22 protein-coding genes, 1 tRNA gene, 2 pseudogenes and 1 riboswitch are annotated in these 26,840 nt (G+C 67.7%); of the genes and pseudogenes, 13 read left to right on the top strand and 12 right to left on the bottom strand.

All coding sequences use genetic code 11. From position 1 onward, the window contains the following. Nucleotides 1-89 precede the first annotated feature (89 nt). The 4 genes from ACVWZ8_RS04455 (at nt 90) to ACVWZ8_RS04470 (ending at nt 3,857) form a co-directional block, all read left to right on the top strand. A complete protein-coding gene (locus ACVWZ8_RS04455) occupies nt 90-1,502 on the top strand; it encodes a phosphomannomutase/phosphoglucomutase (protein ID WP_456503924.1) in 1,413 nt (470 codons plus the stop codon). Between the two features lie 13 nt (nt 1,503-1,515). Next, nucleotides 1,516-2,001, top strand: coding sequence for a hypothetical protein (locus ACVWZ8_RS04460; RefSeq protein WP_456503925.1), 486 nt, complete (start codon nt 1,516-1,518; stop codon nt 1,999-2,001). Between the two features lie 20 nt (nt 2,002-2,021). Next, complete coding sequence (locus tag ACVWZ8_RS04465; protein ID WP_456503926.1) at nt 2,022-2,471, top strand: RrF2 family transcriptional regulator; 450 nt, start codon at nt 2,022-2,024, stop codon at nt 2,469-2,471. A gap of 225 nt (nt 2,472-2,696) precedes the next feature. Further along, nucleotides 2,697-3,857: a globin domain-containing protein gene (locus tag ACVWZ8_RS04470; protein ID WP_456503927.1), complete on the top strand. Its 1,161-nt coding sequence runs from the start codon at nt 2,697-2,699 to the stop codon at nt 3,855-3,857. 91 nt (nt 3,858-3,948) lie between these two features. On the opposite strand, the gene ACVWZ8_RS04475 is transcribed toward ACVWZ8_RS04470, so the two are convergent. Next, entirely contained in the window at nt 3,949-5,775 is a 1,827-nt protein-coding gene (locus tag ACVWZ8_RS04475) for a phosphoenolpyruvate carboxykinase (GTP) (protein ID WP_456503928.1), read from the bottom strand. A 277-nt stretch (nt 5,776-6,052) separates the two neighbouring features. On the opposite strand from ACVWZ8_RS04475, the gene ACVWZ8_RS04480 reads away from it, so the two are divergent. The 5 genes from ACVWZ8_RS04480 to ACVWZ8_RS04500 all read left to right on the top strand — a co-directional run bounded on the left by ACVWZ8_RS04480 (nt 6,053) and on the right by ACVWZ8_RS04500 (nt 11,370). Continuing rightward, nucleotides 6,053-6,126 (top strand) — tRNA-Arg (locus ACVWZ8_RS04480). A 137-nt stretch (nt 6,127-6,263) separates the two neighbouring features. Then, a complete protein-coding gene (locus ACVWZ8_RS04485; protein ID WP_456503929.1) occupies nt 6,264-7,721 on the top strand; it encodes a dihydrolipoyl dehydrogenase family protein in 1,458 nt (485 codons plus the stop codon). Between the two features lie 171 nt (nt 7,722-7,892). Continuing rightward, on the top strand, nt 7,893-8,639 hold the full coding sequence (locus ACVWZ8_RS04490) for an ABC transporter ATP-binding protein (RefSeq protein WP_456503930.1): 747 nt from the start codon (nt 7,893-7,895) through the stop codon (nt 8,637-8,639). After that, on the top strand, nt 8,636-10,702 hold the full coding sequence (locus tag ACVWZ8_RS04495; RefSeq protein ID WP_456503931.1) for a YhgE/Pip family protein: 2,067 nt from the start codon (nt 8,636-8,638) through the stop codon (nt 10,700-10,702). Before ACVWZ8_RS04490 ends, ACVWZ8_RS04495 begins: the two co-directional genes overlap by 4 nt. Further along, entirely contained in the window at nt 10,699-11,370 is a 672-nt protein-coding gene (locus tag ACVWZ8_RS04500; protein WP_456503932.1) for a TetR/AcrR family transcriptional regulator, read from the top strand. Before ACVWZ8_RS04495 ends, ACVWZ8_RS04500 begins: the two co-directional genes overlap by 4 nt. Nucleotides 11,371-12,177: 807 nt before the next feature. Here the strand turns inward: ACVWZ8_RS04500 and ACVWZ8_RS04505 are convergent. The 6 genes and pseudogenes from ACVWZ8_RS04505 to ACVWZ8_RS04530 all read right to left on the bottom strand — a co-directional run. After that, a pseudogene (locus tag ACVWZ8_RS04505) lies at nt 12,178-13,032 on the bottom strand (EamA family transporter); the annotation flags it as partial. 98 nt (nt 13,033-13,130) lie between these two features. Continuing rightward, complete coding sequence (locus ACVWZ8_RS04510) at nt 13,131-13,613, bottom strand: hypothetical protein (protein ID WP_456503933.1); 483 nt, start codon at nt 13,611-13,613, stop codon at nt 13,131-13,133. A 113-nt stretch (nt 13,614-13,726) separates the two neighbouring features. Beyond that, nucleotides 13,727-14,254: a SixA phosphatase family protein gene (locus ACVWZ8_RS04515; protein WP_426976031.1), complete on the bottom strand. Its 528-nt coding sequence runs from the start codon at nt 14,252-14,254 to the stop codon at nt 13,727-13,729. 67 nt (nt 14,255-14,321) lie between these two features. Then, nucleotides 14,322-14,525, bottom strand: coding sequence for a dodecin family protein (locus ACVWZ8_RS04520; protein ID WP_354189975.1), 204 nt, complete (start codon nt 14,523-14,525; stop codon nt 14,322-14,324). Between the two features lie 352 nt (nt 14,526-14,877). Beyond that, nucleotides 14,878-16,284, bottom strand: a complete 1,407-nt coding sequence (locus ACVWZ8_RS04525) for an IS1380 family transposase (protein WP_456503408.1) — start codon at nt 16,282-16,284, stop codon at nt 14,878-14,880. A 212-nt stretch (nt 16,285-16,496) separates the two neighbouring features. After that, nucleotides 16,497-17,366, bottom strand: coding sequence for a winged helix-turn-helix domain-containing protein (locus tag ACVWZ8_RS04530; RefSeq protein ID WP_456503934.1), 870 nt, complete (start codon nt 17,364-17,366; stop codon nt 16,497-16,499). Between the two features lie 689 nt (nt 17,367-18,055). Here ACVWZ8_RS04530 and ACVWZ8_RS04535 point away from each other — a divergent pair. The 3 genes and pseudogenes from ACVWZ8_RS04535 to ACVWZ8_RS04545 all read left to right on the top strand — a co-directional run bounded on the left by ACVWZ8_RS04535 (nt 18,056) and on the right by ACVWZ8_RS04545 (nt 21,564). Then, nucleotides 18,056-18,796, top strand: a complete 741-nt coding sequence (locus tag ACVWZ8_RS04535; RefSeq protein WP_426976029.1) for a response regulator transcription factor — start codon at nt 18,056-18,058, stop codon at nt 18,794-18,796. A gap of 96 nt (nt 18,797-18,892) precedes the next feature. Beyond that, nucleotides 18,893-20,371, top strand: a pseudogene (locus ACVWZ8_RS04540) (HAMP domain-containing sensor histidine kinase). A 240-nt stretch (nt 20,372-20,611) separates the two neighbouring features. Beyond that, nucleotides 20,612-20,771: riboswitch (cyclic di-AMP (ydaO/yuaA leader) on the top strand. Continuing rightward, nucleotides 20,770-21,564, top strand: coding sequence for an aggregation-promoting factor C-terminal-like domain-containing protein (locus ACVWZ8_RS04545; RefSeq protein ID WP_426976028.1), 795 nt, complete (start codon nt 20,770-20,772; stop codon nt 21,562-21,564). It overlaps the preceding riboswitch by 2 nt. Before the next feature lie 126 nt (nt 21,565-21,690). Here the strand turns inward: ACVWZ8_RS04545 and ACVWZ8_RS04550 are convergent, their stop codons facing one another. From ACVWZ8_RS04550 to ACVWZ8_RS04560, 3 genes are all read right to left on the bottom strand, one after another. Next, nucleotides 21,691-22,068, bottom strand: a complete 378-nt coding sequence (locus ACVWZ8_RS04550; RefSeq protein WP_426976027.1) for a VOC family protein — start codon at nt 22,066-22,068, stop codon at nt 21,691-21,693. A 107-nt stretch (nt 22,069-22,175) separates the two neighbouring features. Then, nucleotides 22,176-22,811: a uracil phosphoribosyltransferase gene (gene upp, locus ACVWZ8_RS04555; protein ID WP_354242128.1), complete on the bottom strand. Its 636-nt coding sequence runs from the start codon at nt 22,809-22,811 to the stop codon at nt 22,176-22,178. 12 nt (nt 22,812-22,823) lie between these two features. Further along, nucleotides 22,824-23,699, bottom strand: coding sequence for a phosphatase PAP2 family protein (locus ACVWZ8_RS04560; protein WP_456503935.1), 876 nt, complete (start codon nt 23,697-23,699; stop codon nt 22,824-22,826). Between the two features lie 61 nt (nt 23,700-23,760). Here ACVWZ8_RS04560 and ACVWZ8_RS04565 point away from each other — a divergent pair, with 61 nt between their 5' ends. Further along, nucleotides 23,761-24,264, top strand: coding sequence for a nucleoside deaminase (locus tag ACVWZ8_RS04565; protein WP_456503936.1), 504 nt, complete (start codon nt 23,761-23,763; stop codon nt 24,262-24,264). A 47-nt stretch (nt 24,265-24,311) separates the two neighbouring features. Here ACVWZ8_RS04565 and ACVWZ8_RS04570 read toward each other — a convergent pair whose 3' ends face one another. Both ACVWZ8_RS04570 and ACVWZ8_RS04575 read right to left on the bottom strand, forming a co-directional pair. After that, nucleotides 24,312-25,607, bottom strand: a complete 1,296-nt coding sequence (locus ACVWZ8_RS04570) for a DNA glycosylase AlkZ-like family protein (RefSeq protein ID WP_456503937.1) — start codon at nt 25,605-25,607, stop codon at nt 24,312-24,314. Between the two features lie 4 nt (nt 25,608-25,611). Then, complete coding sequence (locus ACVWZ8_RS04575) at nt 25,612-26,835, bottom strand: glycosyltransferase (RefSeq protein WP_456503938.1); 1,224 nt, start codon at nt 26,833-26,835, stop codon at nt 25,612-25,614. Nucleotides 26,836-26,840 lie beyond the last annotated feature (5 nt).

A 26,840-nucleotide genomic window follows, 5' to 3' on the forward strand; every position in this document is an offset into this window, starting at 1 on the left:
CCCGACATGTGGACAATCACATCGGCGCGGCACCCGGACTGCTCCTCCACAGCGCCATACGGCTTCCACGTAAGATAAGACGCGTGACTATGGACAAGACAAAGACTTTTGACCTCTCGGCCTCCTTCAAGGCCTACGACGTGCGCGGAATTGTGGGCGAATCCATCACCGCGGAAATCGTCGAGGCCGTGGGTGCGGCGTTTGTCGACGTCCTGAACCTGGACGGGCAGACGGTGCTCGTGGGCGGAGACATGCGGCCGTCCTCGCCCGAGTTCAGCAAGGCCTTTGCCAACGGCGCCACCAGGCGCGGAGCCAACGTCCAGTTGCTTGACCTCATCTCCACCGATGAGCTCTACTACGCCTGTGGCGCCCTCAACGCAGCCGGCGCCACGTTCACCGCGAGCCACAACCCGGCCGAATACAACGGCATCAAGATGGCCAAGGCCGGCGCCGTGCCGATCTCCTCCGAAACCGGGCTCAAGGAAATCCAGGCCCTCGCCGAGCAGTACCTCAACGCCGGCGCGATCCCCGAGGCCGCCCGCCGTGGCCTGATCGGCGTGCAGGACGTCCTCAAGGACTACGCCGCATACCTGCGCAGCCTCGTGGACCTCCGCGGCTCGCGGGCCCTGAAAGTCGTGGTGGATGCCGGCAACGGCATGGCCGGCCTGACCACCCCCGCGGTGCTTGGCGATGCCCTGCTGCCCAAGCTCCCGCTGGAGATCGTCCCCCTGTATTTCGAGCTCGACGGCTCGTTCCCGAACCACCCGGCCAACCCGCTGGAGCCGGAAAACCTGCGGGACCTGCAGGCCGCCGTCGTCGAACACGGCGCGGACATCGGCCTGGCCTTCGACGGCGACGCCGACCGCTGCTTCGTCATCGACGAGCTCGGTGAGCCCGTCTCGCCCTCGGCCATCACCGGAATGGTCGCACGCCGGGAGATCGCCCGCGCGCAGGGCCTGGGCGAGGCCAACCCCACCGTCATCCACAATCTCCTGACCTCCCGGGCCGTTCCCGAACTGGTGGAGAGGCACGGCGGCCGGGCCGTCCGCACCCGGGTGGGCCACTCCTTCATCAAGGCCGATATGGCCGCGGAAGGCGCCATCTTCGGCGGCGAGCACTCGGCCCACTTCTACTTCCGGGACTTCTGGAATGCGGACACCGGCATGCTGGCCGCCATGCACGTCCTGGCCGCCATGGGCGAACAGGACGGTCCGCTGTCCGAGCTGGCCCGCGAATACGAGCCCTACGTATCGTCCGGCGAGATCAACTCCGAGATCGACGACAAGGCCGGCGCCGTGGAACGGGTCCGCCGTGACTTCCAGTCCGAGGACGTAGAGGTGGACCACCTTGACGGCAGCACGTTCATCGCCACGGACGGCAGCTACTGGTTCAATCTGCGCCCCTCCAACACCGAGCCGTTCCTCCGGCTGAACGTCGAGGCCACGGACAAGGACACCATGGAGCGCGTCCGCGACCGTGTCCTGGCCCAGGTCCGGGGCTAGGCCCGTGCTGGAAATGCCGTCAGAACTGCCGTCAGCAATTCCCGCCGGCTCCTGGCGTGACTCGGTGCCCGAGGCCAGTGCCACGGACCTGGAAAACCTGCTGGGCACCGGCGTCGGTGCGGCGCAGGAGCAACTGCAGCGCAATGGCGGCTTCCTTCCCTTCGCCCTCGTCGTCGAGAACGACGGCGAGGTCCGCCTGGTAGCCGTGACGCCCGCCGACGCCGCCGACGGCACGGATGCGGATTTCGATGCGGATTCGATGATCAGCGACCTCAAGGAGTTGCTGCGGCAGCACCGGGATGAGTTCCGCGCCGCCGCCGTGGTCTGTGACATCACCCTGCTGGACGAGGACTCGGACGCCATCCACGTTGCCGCCGAGCACCAGGACGGCTCGCTGTTCGCCGCGGTCCTCCCGTACACCGCGAACCCCGACACGCATGACCTCGAATTCGGCCAGCTCGCCGCCGACACCAACGAACCCGTCGTCTGGGTGGACTAGACCAACCGTAAGCTGGTGCCATGAAGATCAACGCCTTCGCGGACGTGAGCCTGCGCGCCATGATGGTGCTCGCGGCCGCTCCCGACGGCGGCCTGATGACCACCCAGAGCGTCGCCGACGCCGTCGGCACGCCGTACAACCATGTCAGCAAGGCGATGGCGAAGCTGCGCGAACTGGGCCTGATCGACGTCGAACGCGGCCGCCATGGCGGGTCGCGGCTGAGCAGCTCAGGCCGGGCCGCCACTGTCGGCCAGCTCCTGCGCCAGCTCGACACCCGGACCGACCCGGCCGACTGCGTCGTGGCCACGGGCACCTGCCCCCTCATCAATGAGTGCCGGCTCCGCGGCGCCCTGGCCCGGGCCCGCGAGGCGTTCTACCGGGAACTCGACGGCGTCGTGGTCACCTCGCTGCCGACCACGCGGCAGATGAACCCCGTGTTCCAGGCAATCGGCCTGCGCCCCGGGCTCTGACCGGCCGCACGGACCCGGGCACCGCCCGGCCATTTCACCGTCCCGCGCCGTCCTGGCAACCTGCTCGGATTGCACCAGCCGGCGCCATCCGCCACGCCCGGGAATCCTGCCGATTTGTCGTTGTTTTCTACGCCGTGTAGAACTGAACTATAAATACTCGTATTTGAAATACAGGTATTCATCACGGTCCGGCTGAAGACCCGGGCCACTATCTCAGGAGTCAACATGCTCTCGGACAAGTCCTTCCCCGTCATCGAGGCCACCCTCCCGCTGGTCGGTTCCCGGATCGGGGAGATCACGCCCAAGTTCTATGCACGCCTCTTCGCCGCCCACCCCGAACTGTTGGACGGGCTCTTCAGCCGCTCCAACCAGCGCAACGGCAATCAGCAGCAGGCCCTGGCCGGAAGCATCGCCGCTTTCGCCACCCACCTGGTGAACAACCCCGGCACCCTGCCGGAGACCGTCCTCGCCCGCATCGCCCACCGCCACGCCTCCCTTGGCATCACCGAACCGCAGTACCAGGTGGTCTACGAGCACCTGTTCGCCGCCATCGCCGAGGACCTCGCCGAGGTCATCACTCCGGAAATCACCGAGGCCTGGACCGAGGTCTACTGGCTCATGGCGGACGCGCTGATCAAGCTCGAGAAGGGCCTCTACGCGGCCCAGGCCAACGGCAAGATGTGGAGCCCGTGGCGGGTCGCCGCCAAGACCCCCGCCGGCACCGGTTCCGTGACCTTCACCCTGGAACCGGCCGACGACACCCCCATCACTCCCGCCCTCCCGGGCCAGTACATCAGCGTCAAGGTCCAGCTGCCGGACGGCCTGCGCCAGGTCCGCCAGTACTCGTTGTCCGGCGAGGCCGGCGCGAGCCGCACCTTCACCACCAAGAAGGACGACGGCGGCGAAGTCTCCCCGGTGCTGCACAACAATGTGGAGCTCGGCGACATCCTCGAGATCTCCAACCCCTACGGCGAGATAACCCTGAAGGAAGGCGACGGCCCCGTGGTCCTGGCCTCCGCCGGCATCGGCTGCACCCCCACCGCATCCATCCTGCGCTCCCTCGCCGAGTCCGGCTCGGACCGCCAGGTCCTGGTCCTGCACGCGGAAAGCGATCTGGACAGCTGGGCCCTTCGCGGCCAGATGACGGACGACGTCGAACGCCTCGACGGCGCCGACCTCCAGCTCTGGCTCGAGCAGCCGTCAGCCGGGGCCAAGCAGGGCAACATGACCTTGCGCGAAGTGGACCTCCCGGCAAACGCCTCGCTGTACCTCTGCGGTCCGCTGCCGTTCATGAAGAGCATCCGCAACGAGGCCATCAACGCCGGCATCCCGGCCACGAAGATACACTACGAGGTCTTCGGCCCGGACATCTGGCTGGCCAGCTAGCTGCACGGGCCGACCGGTCCGAGCGAGCAGACGACGGCGGCGCCGCACCTTTCGAAAAGGTGCGGCGCCGCCGTCGTACTAACGGGTGAAACTAGCTGAGGCGCGCCTTCAGCCCCTCGAGCTCGGAGCGCAGGGCCTCGGGCAGGGAGTCACCGAACCGGGCGTACCACTCTTCGATGGAGGCCAGCTCAGTTGCCCATTCCTCGGGGTCGACGCGGACTGCGTCTTCCACCTCGGCCGGGGTCAGGGCCAGGCCGGTGACGTCCAGCGAGTCGCCGGTCGGCACGTAGCCGATGGGGGTCTCGACGGCGGCAGCCTTGCCTTCGATGCGCTCGATGGCCCACTTCAGGACGCGGGCGTTGTCGCCGAAGCCGGGCCAGGCGAAGCCGCCGTCGGCGGTGCGCCGGAACCAGTTGACCAGGAAGATCTTGGGCAGGCGTTCCTGGTTGGCCTTGGCGGACAGGTTGACCCAGTGGTTCAGGTAGTCACCCGCGTCGTAGCCGATGAACGGCAGCATGGCCATCGGATCGCGCCGCAGCACGCCCACCTGGCCGGCAGCAGCCGCCGTGGTCTCCGAGGACAGCGTGGACCCCATGAAGACGCCGTTGGACCAGGTGCGGGATTCGGTTACCAGCGGGATGGTGGTCTTCCGGCGGCCGCCGAACAGGATCGCGGAAAGCTCGACGCCTTCGGGGCTGTAGTACTCCTCGGCCAGCATGTCGATCTGGGAGATCGGCGTGCAGAAGCGGGAGTTCGGGTGGGCTGCCGGCTTATCTGAATCAGGCGTCCACGAGTTGCCCTGCCAGTCGGTCAGGTGCGCCGGAGTCTCCTCCGTCATCCCTTCCCACCACACGCCGCCGTCGTCCGTCAGGGCAACGTTGGTGAAGATGCTGTGGCCCTTGGCAATGGCGCGCATGGCGTTGGGGTTGGTGCCCCAGCCGGTGCCCGGAGCGACACCGAACAGGCCGGCTTCCGGGTTGGTGGCGCGCAGTTCGCCTTCCTTGCCGATCCGCATCCAGGAGATGTCGTCACCGAGAGTCTCGACCTCCCAGCCCTCGATCGTCGGATCCAGCAAGGCGAGGTTGGTCTTGCCGCAGGCGGACGGGAACGCAGCGGAGACGTAGTATTTCTTCTGCTCCGGCGAGGTCAGCTTGAGGATAAGCATGTGCTCCGCCAGCCAGCCCTCGTCGCGGGCCATCACGGAGGCGATGCGCAGGGCATAGCACTTCTTGCCCAGCAGGGCGTTGCCGCCGTAGCCGGAACCGAAGGACCAGATGGAGCGCTCTTCCGGGAAGTGGACAATCCACTTGTCCGGGTTGCACGGCCAGGCGACGTCGGCCTGGCCGGGGGTCAGCGGCGCGCCCAGGGAGTGCAGTGCGGGGACGAAGAAGGCGTTCGTGGCGGTGATGCGGTCCAGGACCTTAGTGCCGATGGTGGCCATGATGCGCATGGAGGCGACAACATAGGCACTGTCCGTGATCTCGACACCGAACTTGGGGTCCTCGGCATCAAGGTGTCCCATGACGAAGGGGATGACGTACATGGTGCGGCCGCGCATGGAGCCGCTGAACAGCCCGCGCAGCTTTTCCTTCATCTCCGCCGGAGCCATCCAGTTGTTGGTGAAGCCTGCATCGCGTTTGTTCTCGGAGCAGATGAAGGTCTGCTCTTCGACACGGGCCACATCGGCGGGGTCGGAGAATGCCGCGAAAGATTTGGGGAACAGCTTCTCGTTCAGCCGGGTCAGTGTGCCTGCGGCTACGAGCTCGTCCGTGAGCCGGGTGTTCTCCGCTTCGGAGCCGTCAACCCAGTGGATCCGGTCCGGCTGGGTCAGTTCAGCTACCTCTTCGACCCATGCCAGCAGACCAGCATGTGTGGTGGGTGCTTTTTCAAGCAACGGCAGTCGCGCCAGATCGCCCATTACGGTTCCCTTCCTCGGGTTCAGTGGTGTGTTCCTAAATGTAGGGCTAGATCACCCCCTCAAAAGTGGTCCAGTTACGGGACATCCGGGAGGCCGGAAATCAAAAACCCCGGAAATTCAACGAACTTTTGCCTCCGCAAGCTGATATTTTGTGACTAAGGTCACGTAGACCGGTCTAGTCAGCCAGATTACACCCCTTTCGATTTGTCAGCACGGCCCACCTCGCGTAAAGTAATTCGAGGTTCGGGGAGCGAGAAGTTCTCCAAGAGCCGAGAATGCGCCCATAGCTCAGCTGGATAGAGCGTCTGTCTACGGAACAGAAGGTCAGGGGTTCGAATCCCTTTGGGCGCACAGAACAAGAAAATCCGCACCGGTCCGCCGGTTGCGGATTTTCTCGTTTAAGCCCTACTCCGCAATCGCCTTGTGCTAAGACTCTCCGGGGTGGGGACCCGCGCCCGGCCGGTAAGGTCCGGGCGTAGGCTTCTGCCATGACGGCACAGCTTGAGCGGGAATTCGATGTCATTGTGATCGGCGCGGGGGCTGTGGGCGAGAACGTGGCGGAGCGGGTGGTCCGGGGAGGGCTGTCCGCGGTGCTGGTCGAGGCGGAACTGGTCGGCGGCGAGTGCTCCTACTGGGCCTGCATGCCCTCCAAGGCGCTGCTGCGGCCCGGAACCGCCCTCCACGCAGCCCAGACCGTCCCCGGCGCCCGGCAGGCGGTCGCCCGGACCCTGGATGCCGCCGCAGTGCTGAAACGCCGCGATTACTTCACCTCCAACTGGCAGGACGACAGCCAGGTCAAATGGGTCGAGGAAACCGGAATCGAACTGATCCGCGGCCACGGCTGGCTCACGGGGCCGCGGAAAGTGGAGGTCGCGGGGCTGGACGGCAACAGCTACGCGCTCGCGGCGCGGCACGCCGTCGTGGTCGCGACAGGGTCCACCCCCAATCTGCCGCCGGTCGAAGGACTGGACGACGTCGAGTACTGGACCACGCGGGAGGCGACCTCAGCCCACCAGATTCCCGAGCGGCTGGCCGTGCTCGGCGGCGGCGTGGCCGGCACCGAACTCGCCCAGGCCTACGCGCGCCTGGGATCGGCAGTGACCCTCGTGGCCCGCGGCGGGCTGCTGGGCATGTTCCCGGAGGAGGCGTCGCGGCTGGTTGCGGCGGGCCTGCGGGCCGACGGCGTCGAACTCCACCTGCACACCGGAACGCAAGGCGTCAGTGAGAACGACGACGGCTCCCTCAGCCTGGCGCTCGACGGCGGCAGCACAGTCACGGCGGACAAGCTGCTCGTCACCACGGGGCGGCACCCGGCCCTCGAAGGACTGGGCCTGGAGAGCGTGGGGCTCGCCGCAGCGGAGGGCAAGGCGCTGAGGCTCGGCACCGACTCCACCGGTTTGGTCTCCGGCGCAACAGGCGACGACGGCGGACCGTGGCTCTACGCCGTCGGCGACGCGGCCGGGAAGGTCATGCTGACCCACCAGGGAAAATACGAGGCCCGGGCCACCGGCGACGCCATCGCAGCGCGCGCGAGGGGCGAACTCACCGGAGAGCCGGAGCCGTGGAGCCGCTATGCCCAGACCGCCGACGGCCATGCCGTACCCAATGTGGTGTTCACCGACCCGGAACTCGCGAACGTGGGGCGGTCCGTGCAGCAGGCGGAAAAGGATGGCTTCAGAGCCGCCTCCGTGGAGCTGCCCATCCAGGTGGCGGGATCCTCGCTGCATTCCGAGCAGTATGAGGGCTGGGCCCAGCTGGTGATCGACGAGGACCGCAAGGTGCTGCTGGGCGCGACGTTCGCCGGCCCGGACGTCGCCGAGCTGCTGCACGCCGCCACGATCGCCGTTGTGGGTGAGGTGCCGCTGGACCGTCTCTGGCACGCCGTGCCGTCCTACCCGACAATCAGCGAAGTCTGGCTCCGGCTGCTCGAGGAATACGGTCTCTAAGCATGCCCACTCCGCACGCCCCCAGGACGCGCGAACGTACACTTGAGGCCCCGAAAAGCGCGTTTTCGGGGCCTCAAGTGTACGTTCGCGCTTCCGGGGACGGGCTTTATTTGAACTGACCAGTCAGTTTAGTTAGACTTGGAGCAGACATTCCTCTGCGAAAGGCCCCCTTTGCTCTCCGTGCAACAGCTCTCCGTGAACGGCCGGCGGGACTTCCTGCTTCCGGCGACGTCGCTCCAGGCCATGCGCGGCGGGCTCCTGCTGGTGACTGGAACGCGGCAGGACCAGCGCACGGCCCTCGCGCTGACACTGAGCGGACGCATGAAGCCCTCCGGCGGCCACTTTTCCTGGGACGGCAGGGAATGGGATGGCAGCGCCAGGATCAAACAGCTGCGTGCGGCGAGCGCCGTGGTGGACTCCCCCGGCGTCAACGAGCCCGAGCAGCACCTGAGCGTCCAGGATCTCGTCACGGAGGACCTCGCTTTGGTCCCCCGCCGCTACCGCGGCGCCCTGCTCAGCAAACCCTGGCTCAAGGTCAACCGCTTCGAGGACATCGCCGGGCTGTGGGCCGAGCAGCTCGACGCCGGCCGGCGGATCGAGCTGCTGACGGCCCTGGCCCTCGCCAACCCGAACACGGATCTCCTCGTGGTCGACTCCCCCGACCGCCACAGCGGCGATCCCGCGGACTGGCTGCCGCGGCTTGAGGAGCTGGCGCACGACGCCGGGCGGCCGCTTGCCGTCGTCGCCACCGTCACCAGCCTCCCGGCCGGGTGGGCCGGTCCCGCCGCCTCGATCGGCAACGCCCGCCCCGGGCCCGAACAACGGGCGGAACCGCCGTCCGGGGACGAACACCCTGCTCAGACGCTGCAAAATCAAACGCAGCAAAGTCAAACACTGCAGGAAGAGGGCGCAAAGTGACTGTGCTGCGGCTGGCCCGCTCCGAACTCAAGCGCATGACCGCGGGCCTGCTGCCCAAGCTGACCATCCTGGCGCTGGTCATGGTCCCGCTGCTCTACGGGGCCGTGTACCTCTATGCCAACTGGGATCCGTACGGAAAGCTGAACCAGATCGACGCTGCGCTCGTGGTCGAGGACTCCGGCGCCACGTCCACGGACGGCACCCGGCTGGAGGCCGGCAAGAAGGTGGCGGAAAGCCTGACCGACGGCCATGTCTTCAACTGGCAGACCGTTTCCGGATCGGAGCAAGCGGACCAGGGCGTGAGCACGGGCAAGTACGCCTTCGCGCTGAAGATCCCCAAGGACTTCTCGGCCAACCTGGTCTCCCCCGGCAGTTTCGACGCCGCCAACCAGGCCATGCTCAACGTCACCACCAACGACGCGAACAACTATCTGCTGAGCACCATCGTGGATAAGCTCACCACCGCCGTGCACACCACGGTTGCCACCGAGGTGGGCGAGGAAACCGCCAACCGGCTCCTCACCGGCTTCGGCACCATCCATTCCCAGATGCTCAAGGCCTCCGACGGCGCCGGGAAGCTGGCCGACGGCGTCGCCACCGTGCACGACGGGACGGTGACCCTGCACCAGGGAACCGGCGAACTCAAGGACGGCGCCGCGGACCTCTACAACGGCCAGCTCAAGTTGCGGGACGGGGCAAACTCACTCAGCACGGGCGCGTCCCAGCTCAGCGCCGGGCTCACCCAGCTGCAGGACAAGACCGCCACGCTGCCTGCCGATTCGCAGCGGCTCGCGGACGGTGCCGCGCAGGTGGCCGCCGGCAACGCCGCGCTCAACACCCAGGTGCAGGGCCTGGCGGGCCAGTTGGCCGCCTCCGACCAAGCCGCCGCCCAGGCGCAACGGAGCCGGATCGTGGCATCCAACTCCCGGCTGGTCTCGGCGGGGGCCATCACCCCCGCCCAGGCGGACGCCATCCTGGCCGACTTCGATGCCAACCCGGCCCCCCGCGCCGCAGCTGGCCCCAGCGCCGCAGCGGGCCCCGCGGTCAGCCTCAAGACCGCCGCGGCACAGATCCAGCAGCTTGCCGACGGATCTGCCGCCGTGAGCGCGGGCGCGGCAAAGCTGGCGGCCGCTGGCCCGGCCCTCAGCGGCGCCGTCGCCCAGGCCGCTTCCGGGGCGGACCGGCTCGACGGCGGCGCAGCTGCCCTCGCCGCCGGGCAGCAGAGCGCGCTGGACGGCGCCGGGAAACTCTCCCAGGGTGCGGGGAAACTTGATGAGGGCGCGGCTCAGCTGGAGGGCGGGGCCGCCACGGCGTCCGACGGCGCCCGGACCCTTGCGGGCGAGCTCGCCAGCGGTGCCGGGAAAGTCCCCAACCCCGACGACGCCCAGAAGGACAGCCTCGCCCGGGTGATGGCCGATCCCGTCGCCGTCAGCAACGTCTCGCAGGCCAAGGCCGGGTCTTATGGAGCAGGACTCGCGCCGTTCTTCCTCACCCTCGCCCTGTGGATTGGCGTCTTCATGCTGATCCAGGCGATGCGGCCCGTCACCCAGCGGGCACTGGCCTCCAACGCCCCGGCGTGGAAGATCGCCGTCGGGGGCTGGCTTCCGTTCCTGGCGGTCGCCGCCGTCCAGGCGAGCCTGCTGACCCTGGTGGTGGACGTGGGGCTGGGGCTCAACCCAGCACATCCGGTGCTGATGTGGGTCCTCATGCTGGCCGCGGCGATGGCGTTCAGCGCGATAATCCAGGGCGTGGTGGCGCTGCTCGGATCTCCCGGCAAGCTCGTGGTCCTCATCCTGCTGGTGCTCCAGCTGGTCTCTTCCGGCGGCACCTTCCCGTGGCAGACCACGCCCGAGCCGCTGCATGTGGTGCACCAGCTCCTGCCGATGGGCTACGTTGTCAGCGGCATGCGGCACCTGATCTACGGCGCCGACCTCACCAGCATCCCTCCCACCATGCTGGGGCTGCTTGGCTACACTTTGCTGGGTACGGCAATGTCCACCATGGCCGTTCGCAAGCACAAGTACTGGACCCTCAAGACCTTGAAACCGGAGATCGCCGTATGAGCAGCAGCCCTTCGGACAGCAGCTCGCCCTCTTCCGGCGCCGCTGGGACGCCAGGTCAATCGGCTCAATCGGCGAAGAGGCTCCGTCCGGCGCGCACCAACGCCACCAAGCAGAAGCTGTTCGAGGCCTCCATGGAGCTGATCGGCGAGCGCGGCGCGGCGGGGGTCACCGTCGATGAAATCGCGGCGGCCGCCGGGGTCTCCAAGGGCACGGTGTATTACAACTTCGGCAGCAAGTCGGACCTGATCGCCCAGTTGCTGCGCCATGGGGTGGACATCCTGCTGGCACGGCTGCTGAGCGTCAAGGACACCGCCGCCGATCCCCTCGCCGCCATGGACGAGATGATCGGCCAGGCGATGGACTTCATGGCGGAGTACCCCTCCTTCGCCCGGCTATGGGTCAGTGAGAACTGGCGGACGCCGAGCGAGTGGCAGGACACCTTCACCGAACTGCGCGGACGCCTGCTCGCCGTGATCGGAGCCGCGATCGACGGGGTGGCCGCCGTCCACCCGGTTGATCCCACCGTCTCCCGCCGCAGCCTGGAGACCGCTATTTTCGGTGCCTGCTTTGTCGTTGGGCTCGACCGGCAGACCTACAACCCGGAACGGACCCGCGAGCAAAGCGTCGCCGCAATCATGGCATCCATGCGCGGCTACGTGGTGAAGTAGCCCCCGCTCAGGGATGATGGGTCACATGCGCCACATGGGTAACAGCGGCAAGACAGCCATCGGAGCGTTTCTGGCTGCCCTCGCGTTGCTGGTGCTGACCGGGGTCACCCTGCACGAGACGGTACTCGTGTGGTTCCTGGCCGCTTCCGCCGCCGCGTATGTGGCCTGCGTTGCCGAGGTGGTCGTCCGCCGACGGCACAAGACCCTGGTGGCAAGCGGCATCGGCAGCATCCTCTTCATGGCGTTCGGCATCGCATTCCTGCGGCAATGGGGGCTGGCCTTCAACTCGGACCCGGACGCCATATCCACTCCGGTGGATTCCGAGCATCCGGACCTGTACTTCTACCTCGCGGCGGCATCCGGCGCCGCCACCTTGCTGCTGCTGTTCGCCGGGACCGTCCTGCCCGGCAGGGGCGGCACCCGGCGTGGCGCCAGCTACGCCCCGCGCCGCCGTCCGACGTCGGCCTCCCGCGGCACAGCCAGGGGTCCGGCTTCCGGGGGTCCGGCCGGGGGTCCGTCCCGCCGGGTTCCGTCGACGAGGGGCGCCTCCTCCGGGACGTCCGCGCCGCGTCCCGGACCGCGGGACTCTGCTTCCAGAACGTCAGCCGCCAGGACGGCAGCACCCCGGGCCACGCCACGGCCGGCGGCCAAGACGTCTGCTGCCAAGGCACCTGCTGCCAAAGAAGCGTCCGTCAAGTCTCCGGCCAAGTCCCCGGCCCTGCCTGCCGCAGGGTCGTCCACGCGCCGCTGAGCGTGCGGCGCCACACCCCGCGGCGTCGAACTCGTGCGCGACAAACGCCACGGTCGCAGCACCGCCGTCGCCACCCCGCCCAGCAGCAGCAGGCCCCCGGCCACTTCGGCGGGAGAGGGGACCTCGCCCAGGACCAGCCACGCCGTGGTCATGCCGACCACGGGGACCAGCAGCGTGAACGGGACCACCGCGGAGGACGGGTAAAGACTGAGAAGCCGGTTCCAGATTCCGTAGCCCACGAGGGAACCGAAGACCGCGGTGTACAGGGCGCTCAGCAGGGTGACGGGCTGCACGTCCATGAGAGCCCCCGACACCGCGGCCGGGCCGTCCAGGAGCAGTGAAAGCCCCAACAGCGGCAGCGGCACCACGGCACCGGACCAGACCACAAGACCCAGCCCTGAGGCTGCCTTTGCCTTCCGGGCGACGATGTTTCCGGCCGCCCAGGACAGGGCCGCCGCCAGCACGATCATGAGCGGCAACGCGGGGGCCACCAGGCTGCGCCCGACGGCCACCACGGCCAGGCCCGCCACGCCCAGGACGACGCCGGCGAACTGCCGCCGGCTGGGGCGTTCGCCGAGCAAGCCGGCAGCCAGCAGCACCGTCAGGAGGACCTGCGCCTGCAGGACCAGGGAGGCGAGGCCGGCCGGCATGCCCAGGGCCATGGCCAGGTAGAGGAGACCGAACTGGCCCGCGCCCATAAAGAGCCCGACGCCGACGATCGCCTTCCAGCTCACGTCCGGCTTCCGGATGAAGAAGATACAGGGGATCACCACGAGCGTGAAGCGCATGGCGACGAACAGCAGCGGCGGCATCTCCGTCCCATTCGGGTGCAGGCCAAGATCGATCGCGACGAAGTTGACGCCCCACAGCACGGCAACGAGCAGGGCCAGGGCGGAATGGCGAGGGTTCACAGTGCCACTATGCCGGTTTCAGGCGTGCTCCGCCCCTATGACGGGGACGACGCACCGAAAGTCCGGCCCAGGCAGCCGGGATTCGGGGAGACTTGCTGTCAGAGATTCCGTGGCCGGTCGCCGCGGGGCTGGTCATCCTCCGGCCGGTGGGTGCCGGTATCGCCCTGGACGTGGTTCGTCGCACCGCGGTCCCGGCGCAATTCCTCACCGCTCATCCCGTCCCGGGACTCGGCGTCGCCGCGTTCGCTGGTCACTACGTCAGGGTCCAGTTCGTCAGCCTTCCGCAGCTGTTCCTGGGCGCCGGCGCGGACGTTCTCGGCCTCTGACTGGCGGCCGTGGGCTTCCTCGCGCAGGCGCTCGGCCTCAACTTCGGCCTGCTTCGCATCCGCCTCGGCGCGCGCCCCCTTCGCCTCGCGCTCCCTTGCACCGATCTCGTCGGTCTTGGCCTGTTCACGCATCTCGACCGCCCGGCTGCGGTTTGCCTCCACCTTGCGCTTGCGGTTGAGCATGACTGCCACTGCAATGATCGCCAGCACGACGATGACGCCAACAATGATCCCTATGAGCTGTCCTGAATCCACGATGATCCACCTTTTCTCTCGAACACGAAAGTCGACGAGTAACAGCATCAGTAAACCGCAGAATTGGTCCCGTGACTATGGATTCAGGGCGGCCGGGAGCCCGCAGCCGGGGACTATTTGGCCCGGGGCACTTTGAAGTGCGTGAGCCGTGCGTCCTGGCCATCCAGCTCGGACCAGGACTTCTCCGTTTCCATCACGGTCAGGCCGCTCGTGGGGTACCGGGTGGCCGCGTCCATGTAGGCGTCATGGTTGGAATCACGGGAAGCGAGGTGCATGGCAAGGTCCTGCACCCCCGGCATGTGCGAGATCACCATCAGCGTGGTGACGGTGTCCGGGACGTCGTTAATGACGGTCAGCATCCGCAGGGCTGAGGCGGCGTAGAGCCCGTCCTCAAGTTTCGGCGTCGGTGCCTTGTCGCCGAGTTCGTTGCACACCCACGTGCACGTCTGCCGTGTCCGGAGCGCACTGGAGCAAAGGATGAAATCGGGGACCACGCCGTGCTTGAGCAGCCATTTGCCGGCCATAGGCGCGTCCCTGTGGCCACGCTCCTCCAGCGGCCGGTCGTGATCCGCAACCCCTCCGGGCCAGTCGGCCTTGGCATGCCGCATGATCACCAGCCGTTTGATGTGATGCGCGCTCATGCACCAATCCTAGTGCGGACAGAATTCCACGGGCGCGCATCACTCGGGCTGCTACTCAGGCGGCGGTTCAGTCTTCCAGGACAAAGGTCACTTCCAGCACAACATGCCAGGCAACAACTGCGCCGTCGCTGATCTCCACCTTCTGTTCCTTGACCCACGCACCCGTGACATTGCGCAGCGTCTTGTTGGCCCGCTCGATCCCCTCCTTGATGGCAGCATCAAACGAGGTCTTGGAGTTCGAGCTCAGGGTAGTAATACGTGCAACAGACATGCTTCCTCCCAATAGTCGGATCAACGCTCAGAGCCTACGCCGCACCCACGAATCACAACAGGTCCCTCAGCCGCGGAGGCACATACCCGCCAGCCAGGCACCCAAAGCGCCCGCCACACGGCGGGGAACGTAACTGCCCGGCGGAAGCGAAGCGGCTTTCCGCGTAGTGCCGCATCGCCGACTGAGGAACGAAGGAGGTGTCTAAGCCTTGATCCACCGATCGGCAGCCGGTCCCGGGCGTAATTCCGGGCTGGCTGCGGTGAGGTGTTTGGGCATGGTGGATCATCCGGCCTCGCTGTCGGGGTGTTCCACTGGTGGTCCTGGTTGCGCCGTGTGGCTGGTTGGTGTGGGTTCAGGCCGGTTGTGGCGGCGGGTAGAGGTGCTCGAAGAGGCCCTGCCATGCTGTTTGCCAGGGCCAGGCTTCGGGGAGATGAAGCCGGATTTTCCGGGCGCTGGTGGCGATGCGGGCCGGGACGTGGATGAGTTTGCGGCGGATCGTGCCGGTCCGGGCCTTGCCGAAGGGGCCTGCGGCGAGGAGCCCGGCGGCGCGGGTGAGGTTATAGGCCATGACCGCGGCAACCAGCCAGGCGGAGTTCGCCGCGAAAACACCTGAGGGCATATGAGCCAGCGCACTGTCCTTCAGATCGGCGTTCACCTGCTCGATCTGAGCGTGTTTGCGGTGGGTTTGGTCCGCGGCGACAGTGTCCAGAACCTTGGCGTCCACGGTGGTGAAGAACGCGTGGTGCCGATGGGTTTCAAACAAGGTGGGTTGTCCGTCGCTGGCTTTCTTGTTCAGTTCCGGGATGCGGCGCACCACCAGCCGGCCGGTGACCTGCTCGGCCTTTTTCCGGGAGGAGAACGCGGTGAACACGGTTTCGGCGACCTCAGCCTTCGAGACCCAGGTGTTGGTGGTCTCGTCGAAGACCGCGTCGGTGTATTCGATCATTTCCCATGCCGTCTCCGGGATCCCGGCGATAGCCCGTTTGACGGCCGGGTCCATGCGCACGGTCACCGAGACCTCGGCCCCGCCGGCCAGCGCGGCGGAAACCGCTGCATGGCCATAGAAGGCCGAATCGAACCGGCAGAGCACCCGCCCGCGACTCTGCCCTCCGGTCTGGAGGCCTTTGAGCGTGGACAGGGCATCGGTGATCAGGCGTTTGGCTCCGCGGGCCGAGTTCGCCGCGCCCTTGCGCAGCCGCTGGGCCGCGATTACCGGGGCGGTGTCTTTGGTGGAGACCGTGGCCAGCAGGGCGTTCAGGCCGCGGACCCCGGAGTACCCGTAGCCGGAACCCTGCTTGGCGTAGCCGTGGACCTCGATGATCGTGTCGTCAACATCGACGAACACGAAGTCCTCCGCCCCGGGGCTCCCGAGCAGCGGGGCCCGGGTCCCCAGGCCGGCCAGGAAACGGGAGGCGACAGCGTCCAGTTGGCGCACGTGCCCGAACGTGAAGGACCGCAGGAACGAGCCCAGGGTCGAGGGCGCGTAGCAGGCGGTGAAGAGCCGCTTCATCCCGCCGTGGCGCAACAGGGTCATGTCATCAATCGAGTCTGCCCCGGCGACCATCCCGGCGACCAGGGAAGCGACTTTCAGCCCGGCGTTCGCGCCCTTATCCGTCGGCACCGTCAGCCAGTCCTGGGCGAGCTCGTGCAGCCCGGCGTCCCGGGCCAGCGTCATGACCGGCAGCAGCCCGGCAGCCGACACGAGATTGGGCTCGTCAAAGGAAACCGACACCGCGGATGGTTTGTGGGAAACTTGCATCTACGAGATGGCCTCTTTTCGGTGAAAAATGAGTTCTAGACAAACTTCATTTTCCTTGAAAAGGCGGCCATTCTCGGTTTAAAACGCCGACGTAGCCCCAATCAACATCGGTGGATCAAGGCTAAGGCACGGCGGAAAGTCGCTGAAGCGTCCCGCCAACGCAAAAGCGCCCGCCCCTGCAACAGGAACGGACGCTTTGCGTGAGCTAGAGACTAGATCGAGTATTCCGGAGCAGCCCAGACAACAACCTCGGGGTGCTCGTAGAAGCGGTACCCCTGGCCGCGCACCGTGCGCACGGTGTTGGCGAGCCGGCCGAGCTTGGAGCGCAGGCGGCGGATGTGGACGTCGATGGTGCGCTCATTCGGCACTTCTTCGGCGTTCCGCCACAGTCCTTCGAGCAGCTCGTCGCGGCCCACGGTGCGGGTGCCGTTCTCCACGAGGTAGTTCAGGAGCTCGAATTCCTTGAACGTGAGGTTCAGGGAATCGCCGTCGAGGTGGACCTCGCGGCGGGCAAGGTCGATGAGAACACCGGAAGGGCGCGGGTCCTGCGGCTGCTGGAGGCGTGCGGTCTCGGCACGCTGCCGGGCGCCGACGGTGGGGTCGCCGAAGGTGGAGCGGACGACGTCGAGCGCGGAACCCGGGGCGCTGGCCGGCGCAACGGCGACGGCGGCGTAGCTCTCCGCACCCGCGACCAGTGACTGGGCGTAGGCCCGGATCTCCTGGGCGAGCTTGGCGATGGACGTGCCGGCAGCCGCGGCGGTCTCCTCGTCGATGCCCATGTAGAGCACGAAGCCGCGGGCGACGTTGTCGGCCGGGACGGGGCGGACCGCGTTGCCGTTAGCCGGACCAATGACAGGAGTGGGCGCCGTGGCCGGGGCGGCCGGAACGGCGCGGAGCTGGCCGTAGGAATCGGGGTTGTAGCCCTGTGCTGCATAACCAGGGGCCGGGAAGCTGTTGCTGGGACCGGCGGGGGCGAAGGACGGGCGGCCGCCGCCACCAAAACCCTGGCGGATACCCGAGGCCTGGCCGGCCTTGCCGGCGTTACGGACGGAGATGTGGACGTATCCGGATGCAACTGACATGAATGCTTACCTCAATGTGAATGGCCGTCATCGCGGCTCGAATGCTACTTTTCCCCGCAATGAAACTGGGGAGGGGCGCCCGACGCTGGGCTGGGGCGAATGCCTAGAAACTCTTGGGGTGTAAAAGTTAGGCGTACATTCGACAACAGCGCATCGCGGTATCAGCGGGTGGGCTGATCCAGGAAGCTGCGGCTGCAGGTGCTGTTGAGTTCTTGTTCACAATTGAAGTGTGCAACGTAACAATGCCAACTTGCAAGTAACAAAGGGATTCGGGTTCCACATAGTGAGACGAAACGCGGGATTGTAGTGCAGATCACAATTCTGCCGCGCCGATAAAATAACAGATGTTTTCCTGACTGACTGGTCGGTCGTGGCGTTTAGCCGAATATTGTTCGCCTCGGATGGCTGTTTGCCAAGAATCCTTCATGGGAGGGCAGTCTGGCGGAAGCTTCGCCTACTTATCATTCAATGTCCACCGTCCCACAGAGTGGTCACACCGTCAGGCCCGAATTGTCCGGCGGCGGAACGCCTTCAAAGTTCCGCCGCCCATGCCGGCCGTTCCGTCAGAGACGGTTCCAAAAGCCCGCGACGGACCACCGCGGCGGCTGCCAGCTCGCTAGGCTGGGATTCACAGGTGCAGCACAGGATCCCCAAAGCCACGCCTAACCGGCAGAACGGAGAGTTGTCCCATGGCCTCCTCGCACTCTATGACCAACAACCTTCCGCAGCTCACCCACCCGGACGGCTCCCCCATCCGAGCTCTCGTCGTGGATGACGAACCCAGCCTCTCCGAGCTCATGAGCATGGGCCTGCGGATGGCAGGCTGGTCCGTCGCTGTCGCGGCAGACGGCCCCGAAGCGGTCAAACTCGCCAAGGAGTTCCGCCCAGATGTGTTGGTGCTCGATGTCATGATCCCCGGGTTCGACGGCGTCGAACTGCTCGGCAGGATCCGCGCCTTCGCTCCGGTTGTGCCTGCCCTGTTTCTCACCGCGAAGGACGACGTCCAGGACCGGATCACCGGCCTCGCCGCCGGCGGGGACGACTATGTCACCAAGCCCTTCAGCATGGAGGAAGTCCTGCTGCGCCTGCACCGGCTCGTGCAGCGCTCCGGCGTGGCCGCCATGGACTCAGCGGAGCTCGTGGTCGGTGACCTCGTACTCAATGTCGATACCCGTGAAGTCACCCGGGCCGGCGAGGAACTGCACCTCACCGCGACGCAGTTCGAGTTGCTGCGCTACCTCATGGAGAACCCCAAACGGGTCATCAGCAAGGCGCAGATCCTGGACCGGGTGTGGGACTACGACTTCGGCGGACAAGCCAACATCGTCGAACTGTACATCTCCTACCTCCGCAAAAAGATCGATGCCAGCCGCGCTCCCATGATCCACACCGTGCGCGGCGCCGGCTACGTCCTGAAGCCGGCGGATTGATCCGTGCGCGCTCTCCCCGGTGAGACCCCTGCCCCCCGGCGAAAGTGGCGCGACCCCTCCACCTGGCATCTGCGCACCCGGCTGGTCCTCGTCACCATGGCGCTGCTTGTGGCCATCTGCGGCGCCGTAGGACTTTTCAGCTACGCCTCCATGGACGTCTTCCTCACCAAGCAACTCGACACGCAGCTGGATGAGGCGTCCCACCGCGCCAGCGTGTTCGGACGGCCCTCGCCCGGCGACTCCGGCGGACGCACCGATCCGCTGGAGGCCCGAGGCCAGGGCATCGGTACGCTCAACGCGCGGATCCTGGGTGGCGCCGTCAGCAGGGCCGGCTTCCTCGCCGGGGACGCCACCCGGAAGAGCCTCTCCCCCGATGACGACCACGTCCTCCTCGGACTCACGCCCAACGGCGTCCCGGTTGACCGTACGCTCTCGGCCGGCGGCTACCGGCTCACTGCCGGGCGGACCCCCTATGGAGACGTGATCGTCACCGGGCTGCCGCTGGCGGAAAAGCAGAACACCCTGGCTTCGCTCGTGTGGACCATGGTGGTGGTGTCTGCCGGCGGCCTCATCGTCATCGGTCTCGCCGGCACGGCACTGATCCGCCGGACCATGAAGCCGCTCGAACAGCTGTCCGAGGTGGCTACCAAGGTCTCCCGACTCCCCCTCGACGCCGGCGAGGTGGCACTCGCAGTCCGGGTGCCGGCGTCGGCCGCCCATCGTGGCACGGAAGTGGGCGGCGTGGGATACGCGCTGAACCAGATGCTGGACAATGTCTCCAACGCGCTCGAGGCGCGGCAGCTCAGCGAAATGAGGGTGCGCCAGTTCGTGGCCGATGCCTCGCATGAGCTGCGGACCCCGCTAACCGCTATCCGCGGCTACACCGAGCTGATGCGGATGACCGAGCAATTCACGCCGGACGGTGAGAAGTCCCTCGCACGGGTGCAGAGCCAGTCCGAACGGATGACCACCTTGGTTGAGGATCTGCTGCTGCTGGCCCGCCTGGACGAGGGCCAGCCCCTCAAGCTCAGCGAGGTGGACCTCACCCAGCTGGCGATCTAGATCGTCAGTGACGAGAAGGTCATGGCCCCGGATCACGTCTGGCAACTGGAACTCCCCGAAGAGCCGGTGGTGGTCCGCGGCGACTCCGCCCAGCTGCATCAGGTGCTGGCCAACCTGCTGTCCAATGCGCGCAAGCACACCGGGGCCGGGACGACGGTGGTGACCGGAGTGATGCGTTCAGCCGATGGAAGCGCCGTGGTCACGGTGACCGACAACGGGGACGGGATCCCCCCTCAGTTCATGAATAAGGTCTTTTCACGCTTTGCCCGCGCGGACGCCGCGCGGAAGAATCCGGCAGCTACGACGGCGCCAACCTCCCGTTCGGCGATTTCCCGCAGCCCCTGGGCCCCCGCCCCGGCAACGACGGCAACCACTGCCGAGGGGACCAGCGGGCTTGGCTTGTCGATCGTGCAGGCGATTGTCGCGGCCCACGGCGGCACCGTCGAGGTCACCTCCCGGCCAGGCCGGACGGAGTTCGCCGTTCGCCTGCCCACGAGCCCGCCCGTGACCTAGCCGCGGTCGCGTCCGTCCACCGCCGTTCGACGGTTACGTGCCGGCTAGACGTTACTGCGCGTCGAGTGGGCACGCAGGCGGCGCAACGGCACCGACGGCCAGGCGGAAGAGCACAAGGCGACACTCCGCTGTCGTGATGTCCGTTACCAAAATGTGACTCTCGGATGGAACTCCTGTACGGTTTTTAGAGTGCGGCCACCACTGGCGCCGTATATCCGGATGGACGCCAAACTCTGCCGCTTCCCGGATTCGCTGGACCAGGCAGAGGCGGGGGACCCAGAGTTCCCGGGCATTCTGCATCTATGCACCCTTGGGGTGAAGCCGACACGTGAAGCACCGTGCGGCCGGATTTCTCATCCGAACCCGACAGCTAACTCCGCAGGCGTTTGAGAGGCATCATGACTGAATTCAAAGTACAAACGCGCCCCGACAGCGCTGCAGGCAAGTCCCGCTCCACGCATTCACGCCACCGCGCCGAGTCAGCCAAGCCGGCCTCGGCCCTGTCCCGGTTTGCCGCGGGCATCGGTTCCACTGGCCGCCGCGCCGCCGTCGTTGCCACCGCCTGCGCGGTCCTCGTCGGAGTTGGCGCTGCCGGTCAGGCCGCCGAGACGGCCAACGGTCCCTCCGCCGCCGGCAGCTCCAAGGCGTCGGCCACCGTTGCCGACCCGCTGACGCCCCTGAACTTCGAACGGGTCCGCGTCGACGCCCAGACCTCTGTGCCCCCCGGCGCCAGCGTCGAGGCCCAGTCCGCGGAGGTGAAGCCCGCTGAAGCACCTGCACCTGCCGCGGCTCCGGCACCTGTACCTGTCGCGGCTCCGGCACCTGCCCCCGCACCTGTCGCGGCACCCGCACCGGCCCCCGAAGCGGCGACTCCCGTCGCCGTTGACGATCCCGCCGCGGCGCAGGCCTACGCCGCATCGCAACTGGAATCCTACGGCTGGGGGCCCGGCGAAATGCAGAGCCTGATGAAGCTCTGGACCAAGGAGTCCGAGTGGAAGACCACGGCCACGAATCCGAGCAGCGGCGCCTACGGTGTGGTCCAGTCCCTGCCGGCCGAAAAAATGGCGAGCTCCGGCGCTGACTACCTGACCAACTACCGGACCCAGATCAACTGGGGTCTCAATTACGTCAAGGAACGCTACGGCTCCCCCAGCGGCGCCCTGAACTTCCATTACGCGCACAACTGGTACTAAGCCAGCCGGCAGTTTCCCGGACGAACCTGCTTCAGCAAGAATGCCCCGAATCCCTGCGGTTCGGGGCATTCTTTCGTGCTGAGTGCTGTCAGTGGACGGAGGCGGGACGGACGTGCGCTGGTGCGTCTAGCCGTTGGGCCGGTTGGGGATGTACTGCACCGCCCATTTGTTGCCGTCGGGATCGGCAAAATGGACGAAGTGGCCCCAGTCCTGGACATCGACATCGCTGACGTCCACGCCGTTATCCTTGAGCTGCTTGTGCGCGGCCTGGATGTCGCTGACCACGAGCTGCAGGCTGGGAGCGGTGCCTGGCGGCGCCTCGTTGAGGCCCTCGCCGATGGCGATCGAGCAGCCGGAGCCCGGCGGGGTCAGCTGGACGAAGCGGATGCCGTCCGTGGGCCGCTCGTCGTAGTCGGCGTTGAAGCCGACTTTGTTGACGTAGAAATCCTTGGCGCGGTCCACATCGGACACGGGGACAAACACGAGTTCAAGTTTCCAGTCCATGGCCCACACGCTAGCGCGGGTTGCGGGATTCCGGAAGGGAACGCGTGCCGGTCCCGGCAATAGCCGGGTCCTCGGCGCCGGGTCCTCGACGCGGCTGCCTGGCTGTACTAGCCCGCGATGCCGTAGAGGCGGTCGCCGGCGTCGCCCAGGCCGGGCACTATGTAGGACTTCTCGTTGAGCTTCTCGTCGATCGAGGCGAGGACGATCGTCACGTTGGCGTCCGCGAGCTCCTCCTCCAGCCTGGCCAAGCCTTCGGGGGCGGCGAGCAGGCAGATACAGGTGACGTCGGAGGCGCCGCGCTTGAAGAGGAACTTGATGGCCTCGCGCAGGGTGCCGCCCGTGGCCAGCATGGGGTCCAGGACAAAGATCTGGCGGTCCGTGAGGTCCTCGGGGAGGCGCTCGGCGTAGGTGATGATGTCCAGGGTCTCCTCGTCCCGGGCCATGCCCAGGAAGCCGACCTCGGCGGTGGGGACCAGCTTGGTCATGCCCTCGAGCATGCCGAGCCCGGCACGGAGGATCGGGACCACCAGCGGAGTGGGCTTGGTGAAGGCGGTGCCGATGGTGGTGCTGACCGGGGTCTCGATGGTCACGGGCTCGGTGCGGACCTCACGGGTGGCCTCATACGCCAGGAGCGTGACGAGCTCCTCGGTGAGCTGGCGGAAGACCGGGGACGGGGTGTTCTTGTCCCGCAGAACGGTGAGCTTATGGGCGACCAGCGGGTGGTCCACAACGAGAGTGCGCATGGGTCAAAACTATCACCCGGTCGCCGAGGACCTTCCCGAGGGGCCGGGGGTATCGGCGTCGTTGGTCTCGGCAGGACGGCCGCTGCCGGAGCCCCCGCCACCGGCCTCCGCACCGCCCTCCGCGCCGCCCTCGTGGAGGCGGGCGGGATGGTCAAAAGTCGGTGCTGGGCCGGCCTGTTCCCGGTGGCGCAGCACATGGAAGAGCCGGTGGGCCAGGATGACGATCCCCACCCAGCCCAGCCCCAGCACCCACCCGATGATCACATCGGTCATCCAGTGGTGCCCCAGATAGGCCCTGCTCATTCCCATCGCGACGATGAAGATCACACCCGCCGTGATCAGGCCGGCCCGGGCGATGGCCCGATGGACCTCCAGACAGGCGAGGTACACCACGAGCCCGATCACCACCGTGGTGTTGAGCGTGTGGCCGCTCGGGAAGGACGGCGAGTTTTCGTAGGGCGGGACGGCGTCGGCGTGGTCCGGCCGGTTCCGGCCGATCAGCTTCTTGCCCAGGGTGGTGGCGGTCACGGAGACGGCGGCTGCGCCTCCGATCAGGATCAGCGGCCGCCAGGTACGGCTGGCCCAGATGAGCCAGGCCGTCAGGATGCTGGCCAGGATCGGCATGCCAATCCCGCCGCCGATGTTGGTGAACCCCGTGACGAACGAGTCCAGGCCTGGACTCCGTAGCTGTTCCATAAACGCCAGGGTGGGCTTGTCCAGGTTCGCCAGGCCGACGTCGTCCACGACGTTGTCATAGACCTCGGCGCTCAACAGCGCCAAGACCACCACGACCACGCCGCCGATGAGCATCGTGACCCACAGCGCCGCGTAGGGCACCACCCATTTGCCCCAGCGGTGCGTCAACCAGCTCTCAGTCCTGGTATTCACGGCTGTCTCCTGACGTTCCGGTGGTGCACAGCGTGCTTAGTGTCGAAACTATCATTGAGCCATGACTTCCCCGGAGCCACGCCATACCGAATGGATGGGCCTTGCCATCGCCGAAGCACGCCGGGCGCTTGCCACCGACGACGTGCCGATCGGAGCCGTCGTGATCGGACCCGACGGCGCTGTGCTCGGTTCCGGGCGCAATGAACGGGAAGCGCTCGGGGACCCGACGGCGCACGCCGAGATGGTGGCCATCCGCGAGGCCGCGGCCCGGCTGCGGGAGCGCAGCGCACGGAACGGGCAACGCGATGACGGCTGGCGCCTGGAGGACTGCACCCTGGTGGTGACGCTGGAGCCCTGCGCCATGTGCGCCGGGGCGGTGGTGCTGGCCCGGATTCCCCGGGTGGTGTTCGGCGCCTGGGACGAGAAGGCCGGGGCCGCGGGTTCCGTGTTCGACATCCTCCGCGAGCGCCGGCTCAACCACTGGGTGGAAGTGTACGCGGGAGTCCGGGCGCCGGAGTGCGCGGCGCTGCTGCGGGGCTTCTTCGCCGGACACCGCGGCAGCTGAACCTCGGACATCACGGCCCCGTTCCGGTGGCATCCGGTCCTGCTGGCTTACGTGCCGACGGCGGAAGCTGCTGCGGCGGAGCCTGTTGCGGCTGCCGCCAGGACGTCGATCCGCTTCTGCCGGGTGGCCGGTGAATCGAGGCTGAATGCACGGAAGTCACCCAGGTCCTCCCGGATCCAGGCCTCCACCTCCGCGATCCGCCGGGTCACCGCTGGCGTCGGGCCGTGGAACAGCCAGGGCACGATCCGCTCCTGGCCCGGCTCGTACTGCCAGAGCCCGATGATCCGTCCGCGGTCCAGGATCGGGTGGTCCGGCAGGTCCGCCTGCAGCGCCAGCGAAGTAATGACGTCCCTGCCGATGTTGTCCCCGTCAGGTCCGTCCTCGGCGAGCAGCTCCGCCGCGTTGCGCCGCAGCAGCACCAGCGAATCCGTGCCGGCGAGCAGCTGGATCTGTTCCTCGGCCGGTTCCTCGAACGCGGCCAGGCGTTCGACGTCGTCGGGCAGCAACCACAGCCCCCCGCCCCCGGCGGCGGTCACCTGGGTGGCCACCTCGACGGCGCCGACGGCGGCCAGCGCAGCCTTGCTCTGCGCCACGGTGAAAGCCGGGAACCACTGCGACTGCTTGAGCGTGGCCCCGCCGGTCCAGCCGAGGTAGCGGCGGATCAGTTCGGTGCGGGCTTCGTCCTCGTCCAGGGGGCTGGCGGGGAGGTTCCAGAGCTCGTAGGCGTAGCGCTGCTGGTCGAGACGTCCGTTGGCGGGGACGCGGCGGATCCTTCCCTGCGCCTGCAGGATACCGAGGACGGTGGGCAGTGTGGTGGTGGCGCCCTTCTTCTTGCCTTCCTCCCCGAGGTTCCGCACCGAGTCGCCGAGCTCGTCCTTGAGCTGCCGCGGGTCCATCGGCGCGGCGGCTTCGGCGAGGGTGTGCAGGACCTGTTCCTCCAGGAGCGTGATTTCCCCGCGGTCGACGCCGAGCCTGCCAAGCACCCGGAAAGCCTCGGCGGCGTCCTTGCCCAGTTTGAGGGCCCAGGCGAAGTCGTCGCGTCCCAGCACGTAGGTGCAGCCGCGGGCGGTGGGCAGTTCGAGGATCCGGTGGGAGAGGACGTCGGCGTCGACCTGTTCCCGGCGGATGCCGGCGCGGGCAAAGAGCGTGAGGTACGGGTTCGCGCCGCCTACGGACCTTGCCCAGCCCGCGCGGGCGAAGACCTGCTCCGCCGTGCAACCCGCGAGCGAGCCGTCCAGGCCCTGCCTGTGCCAGGCCCAGGCGCGGAGCCGCTCGGGCGTGAGCGTCCTGGCCGGAGGGATGTTCACGGTCGGGGGCACGGTGGTGAGGGGCTCGGGCGTCATGGGGTCATTGTCCAACAGCCTGCGCGGCAGGGGAATCATCTGCCGCAGGCAATTCCGGCGGGTCCCGCGGGTGCGGCGCGCGCGGAGCTGTGTCCAAGGCTTCGAACACCGTCCTGGCCGTGGTCTCCCACCCGGGCAAGCGGTCCCTGGCAGCGGCGGCGCCCGCCCGCCACCGGGCGCGGAGCGCCGGCTCAGTGAGCCAGCGCCGGAGGACCTCGGCCAGCGCCGACGGGTCAGAGCCGAGTGCGACGGCGGTGCCCGGCAGTGCGGTCACCTCGGCTGCCGCGGTGTCCGGCGGGACAGCCAGATTCTGGCTTGGCGCACTGCCGGCCGCGAGCGCCTCCACGGCTCCGGTGCCGGCACGCACCACCACGGGGATGCCGCGGGCGATCGACTCGGTGACCACCAGCCCGTAGGTCTCGGCCCGGGAGATGAGCAGGCTGAGGTCCGCGGCGGCCCATTCTGCCTCCAGCGCTTCGCCCCGGAGTTCCCCCGGGATGCGGACGCGGTCCTGCAGCCCCAGCCGGACGACGGTATCCCTGAGCTGCGCGGCGTACGCGGCGTCCGCGGAGTCGGAGCCGATCAGCGACGCCGTCCACGGCAGCCCGGTGAGCGGGGCCAGCGCGGCGAGCAGCAGCGATTGGTCTTTGTTCGGCAGCAGGGCGGCCACCGCAAGGAGGTGCGGGGGTTCCGAGCCGTGGGCGAGCGGGGCGGGCTCCGTGCCCGGCAGGGCCACCGTGACGCCGCCCAGCCCGTACCTGGCCCGGATCCCGGCCGCGGCCGAGCTGCTGGTGCAGATCACCCCGGCCGCTTCCCGAAGCGCCCGGCGTTCCAGCCCTGCCCCTTCTAGACCGGAGTCGTCGAGCGGCATGTGCAGCAGGATCCAGGCGGGCCGCCCGGCGGCCGCCGCGGCCGCGAGTTCCTCCGGCGCCCCGCAGGCGAGCAGTCCGTCAACGAGGGTTATCCTGCTGTCCGCGCCGGAGTTCCCCGCCCCGGTGTCGCCGGAGCCGGAGCCGTCGGGGTCGCCGGGGCCGTGCAGGAGGGCGGCCAGCCGCCGTCGGTCCGCCGGGCTGCCGCCGGGCCAGTCGCCGTCGAGCGGGCAGGTCTCCACCGCGGCCCCCAGCGCGGACAGCTCCCGGGCGAGGGCGGCGTTGTAGACGTTGCCGCCGGAGTTATGCCGGACGTTGCCGGGCACCACCAGGCGCAGGCGGAGGTCTGGCGGCTGCACGGCGG

The organism is Arthrobacter sp. UYCu723 (assembly GCF_054059215.1).

Coding starts and splice junctions, on each gene's coding strand:
- ACVWZ8_RS04455 (WP_456503924.1), top strand. CDS start 90: ATGGACAAGACAAAGACTTTTGACCTCTCGGCCTCCTTCAAGGCCTAC.
- ACVWZ8_RS04460 (WP_456503925.1), top strand. CDS start 1,516: ATGCCGTCAGAACTGCCGTCAGCAATTCCCGCCGGCTCCTGGCGTGAC.
- ACVWZ8_RS04465 (WP_456503926.1), top strand. CDS start 2,022: ATGAAGATCAACGCCTTCGCGGACGTGAGCCTGCGCGCCATGATGGTG.
- ACVWZ8_RS04470 (WP_456503927.1), top strand. CDS start 2,697: ATGCTCTCGGACAAGTCCTTCCCCGTCATCGAGGCCACCCTCCCGCTG.
- ACVWZ8_RS04475 (WP_456503928.1), bottom strand. CDS start 5,775: ATGGGCGATCTGGCGCGACTGCCGTTGCTTGAAAAAGCACCCACCACA.
- ACVWZ8_RS04485 (WP_456503929.1), top strand. CDS start 6,264: ATGACGGCACAGCTTGAGCGGGAATTCGATGTCATTGTGATCGGCGCG.
- ACVWZ8_RS04500 (WP_456503932.1), top strand. CDS start 10,699: ATGAGCAGCAGCCCTTCGGACAGCAGCTCGCCCTCTTCCGGCGCCGCT.
- ACVWZ8_RS04515 (WP_426976031.1), bottom strand. CDS start 14,254: ATGAGCGCGCATCACATCAAACGGCTGGTGATCATGCGGCATGCCAAG.
- ACVWZ8_RS04520 (WP_354189975.1), bottom strand. CDS start 14,525: ATGTCTGTTGCACGTATTACTACCCTGAGCTCGAACTCCAAGACCTCG.
- ACVWZ8_RS04525 (WP_456503408.1), bottom strand. CDS start 16,284: ATGCAAGTTTCCCACAAACCATCCGCGGTGTCGGTTTCCTTTGACGAG.
- ACVWZ8_RS04530 (WP_456503934.1), bottom strand. CDS start 17,366: ATGTCAGTTGCATCCGGATACGTCCACATCTCCGTCCGTAACGCCGGC.
- ACVWZ8_RS04535 (WP_426976029.1), top strand. CDS start 18,056: ATGGCCTCCTCGCACTCTATGACCAACAACCTTCCGCAGCTCACCCAC.
- ACVWZ8_RS04545 (WP_426976028.1), top strand. CDS start 20,770: ATGACTGAATTCAAAGTACAAACGCGCCCCGACAGCGCTGCAGGCAAG.
- ACVWZ8_RS04550 (WP_426976027.1), bottom strand. CDS start 22,068: ATGGACTGGAAACTTGAACTCGTGTTTGTCCCCGTGTCCGATGTGGAC.
- upp (WP_354242128.1), bottom strand. CDS start 22,811: ATGCGCACTCTCGTTGTGGACCACCCGCTGGTCGCCCATAAGCTCACC.
- ACVWZ8_RS04565 (WP_456503936.1), top strand. CDS start 23,761: ATGACTTCCCCGGAGCCACGCCATACCGAATGGATGGGCCTTGCCATC.
- ACVWZ8_RS04570 (WP_456503937.1), bottom strand. CDS start 25,607: ATGACGCCCGAGCCCCTCACCACCGTGCCCCCGACCGTGAACATCCCT.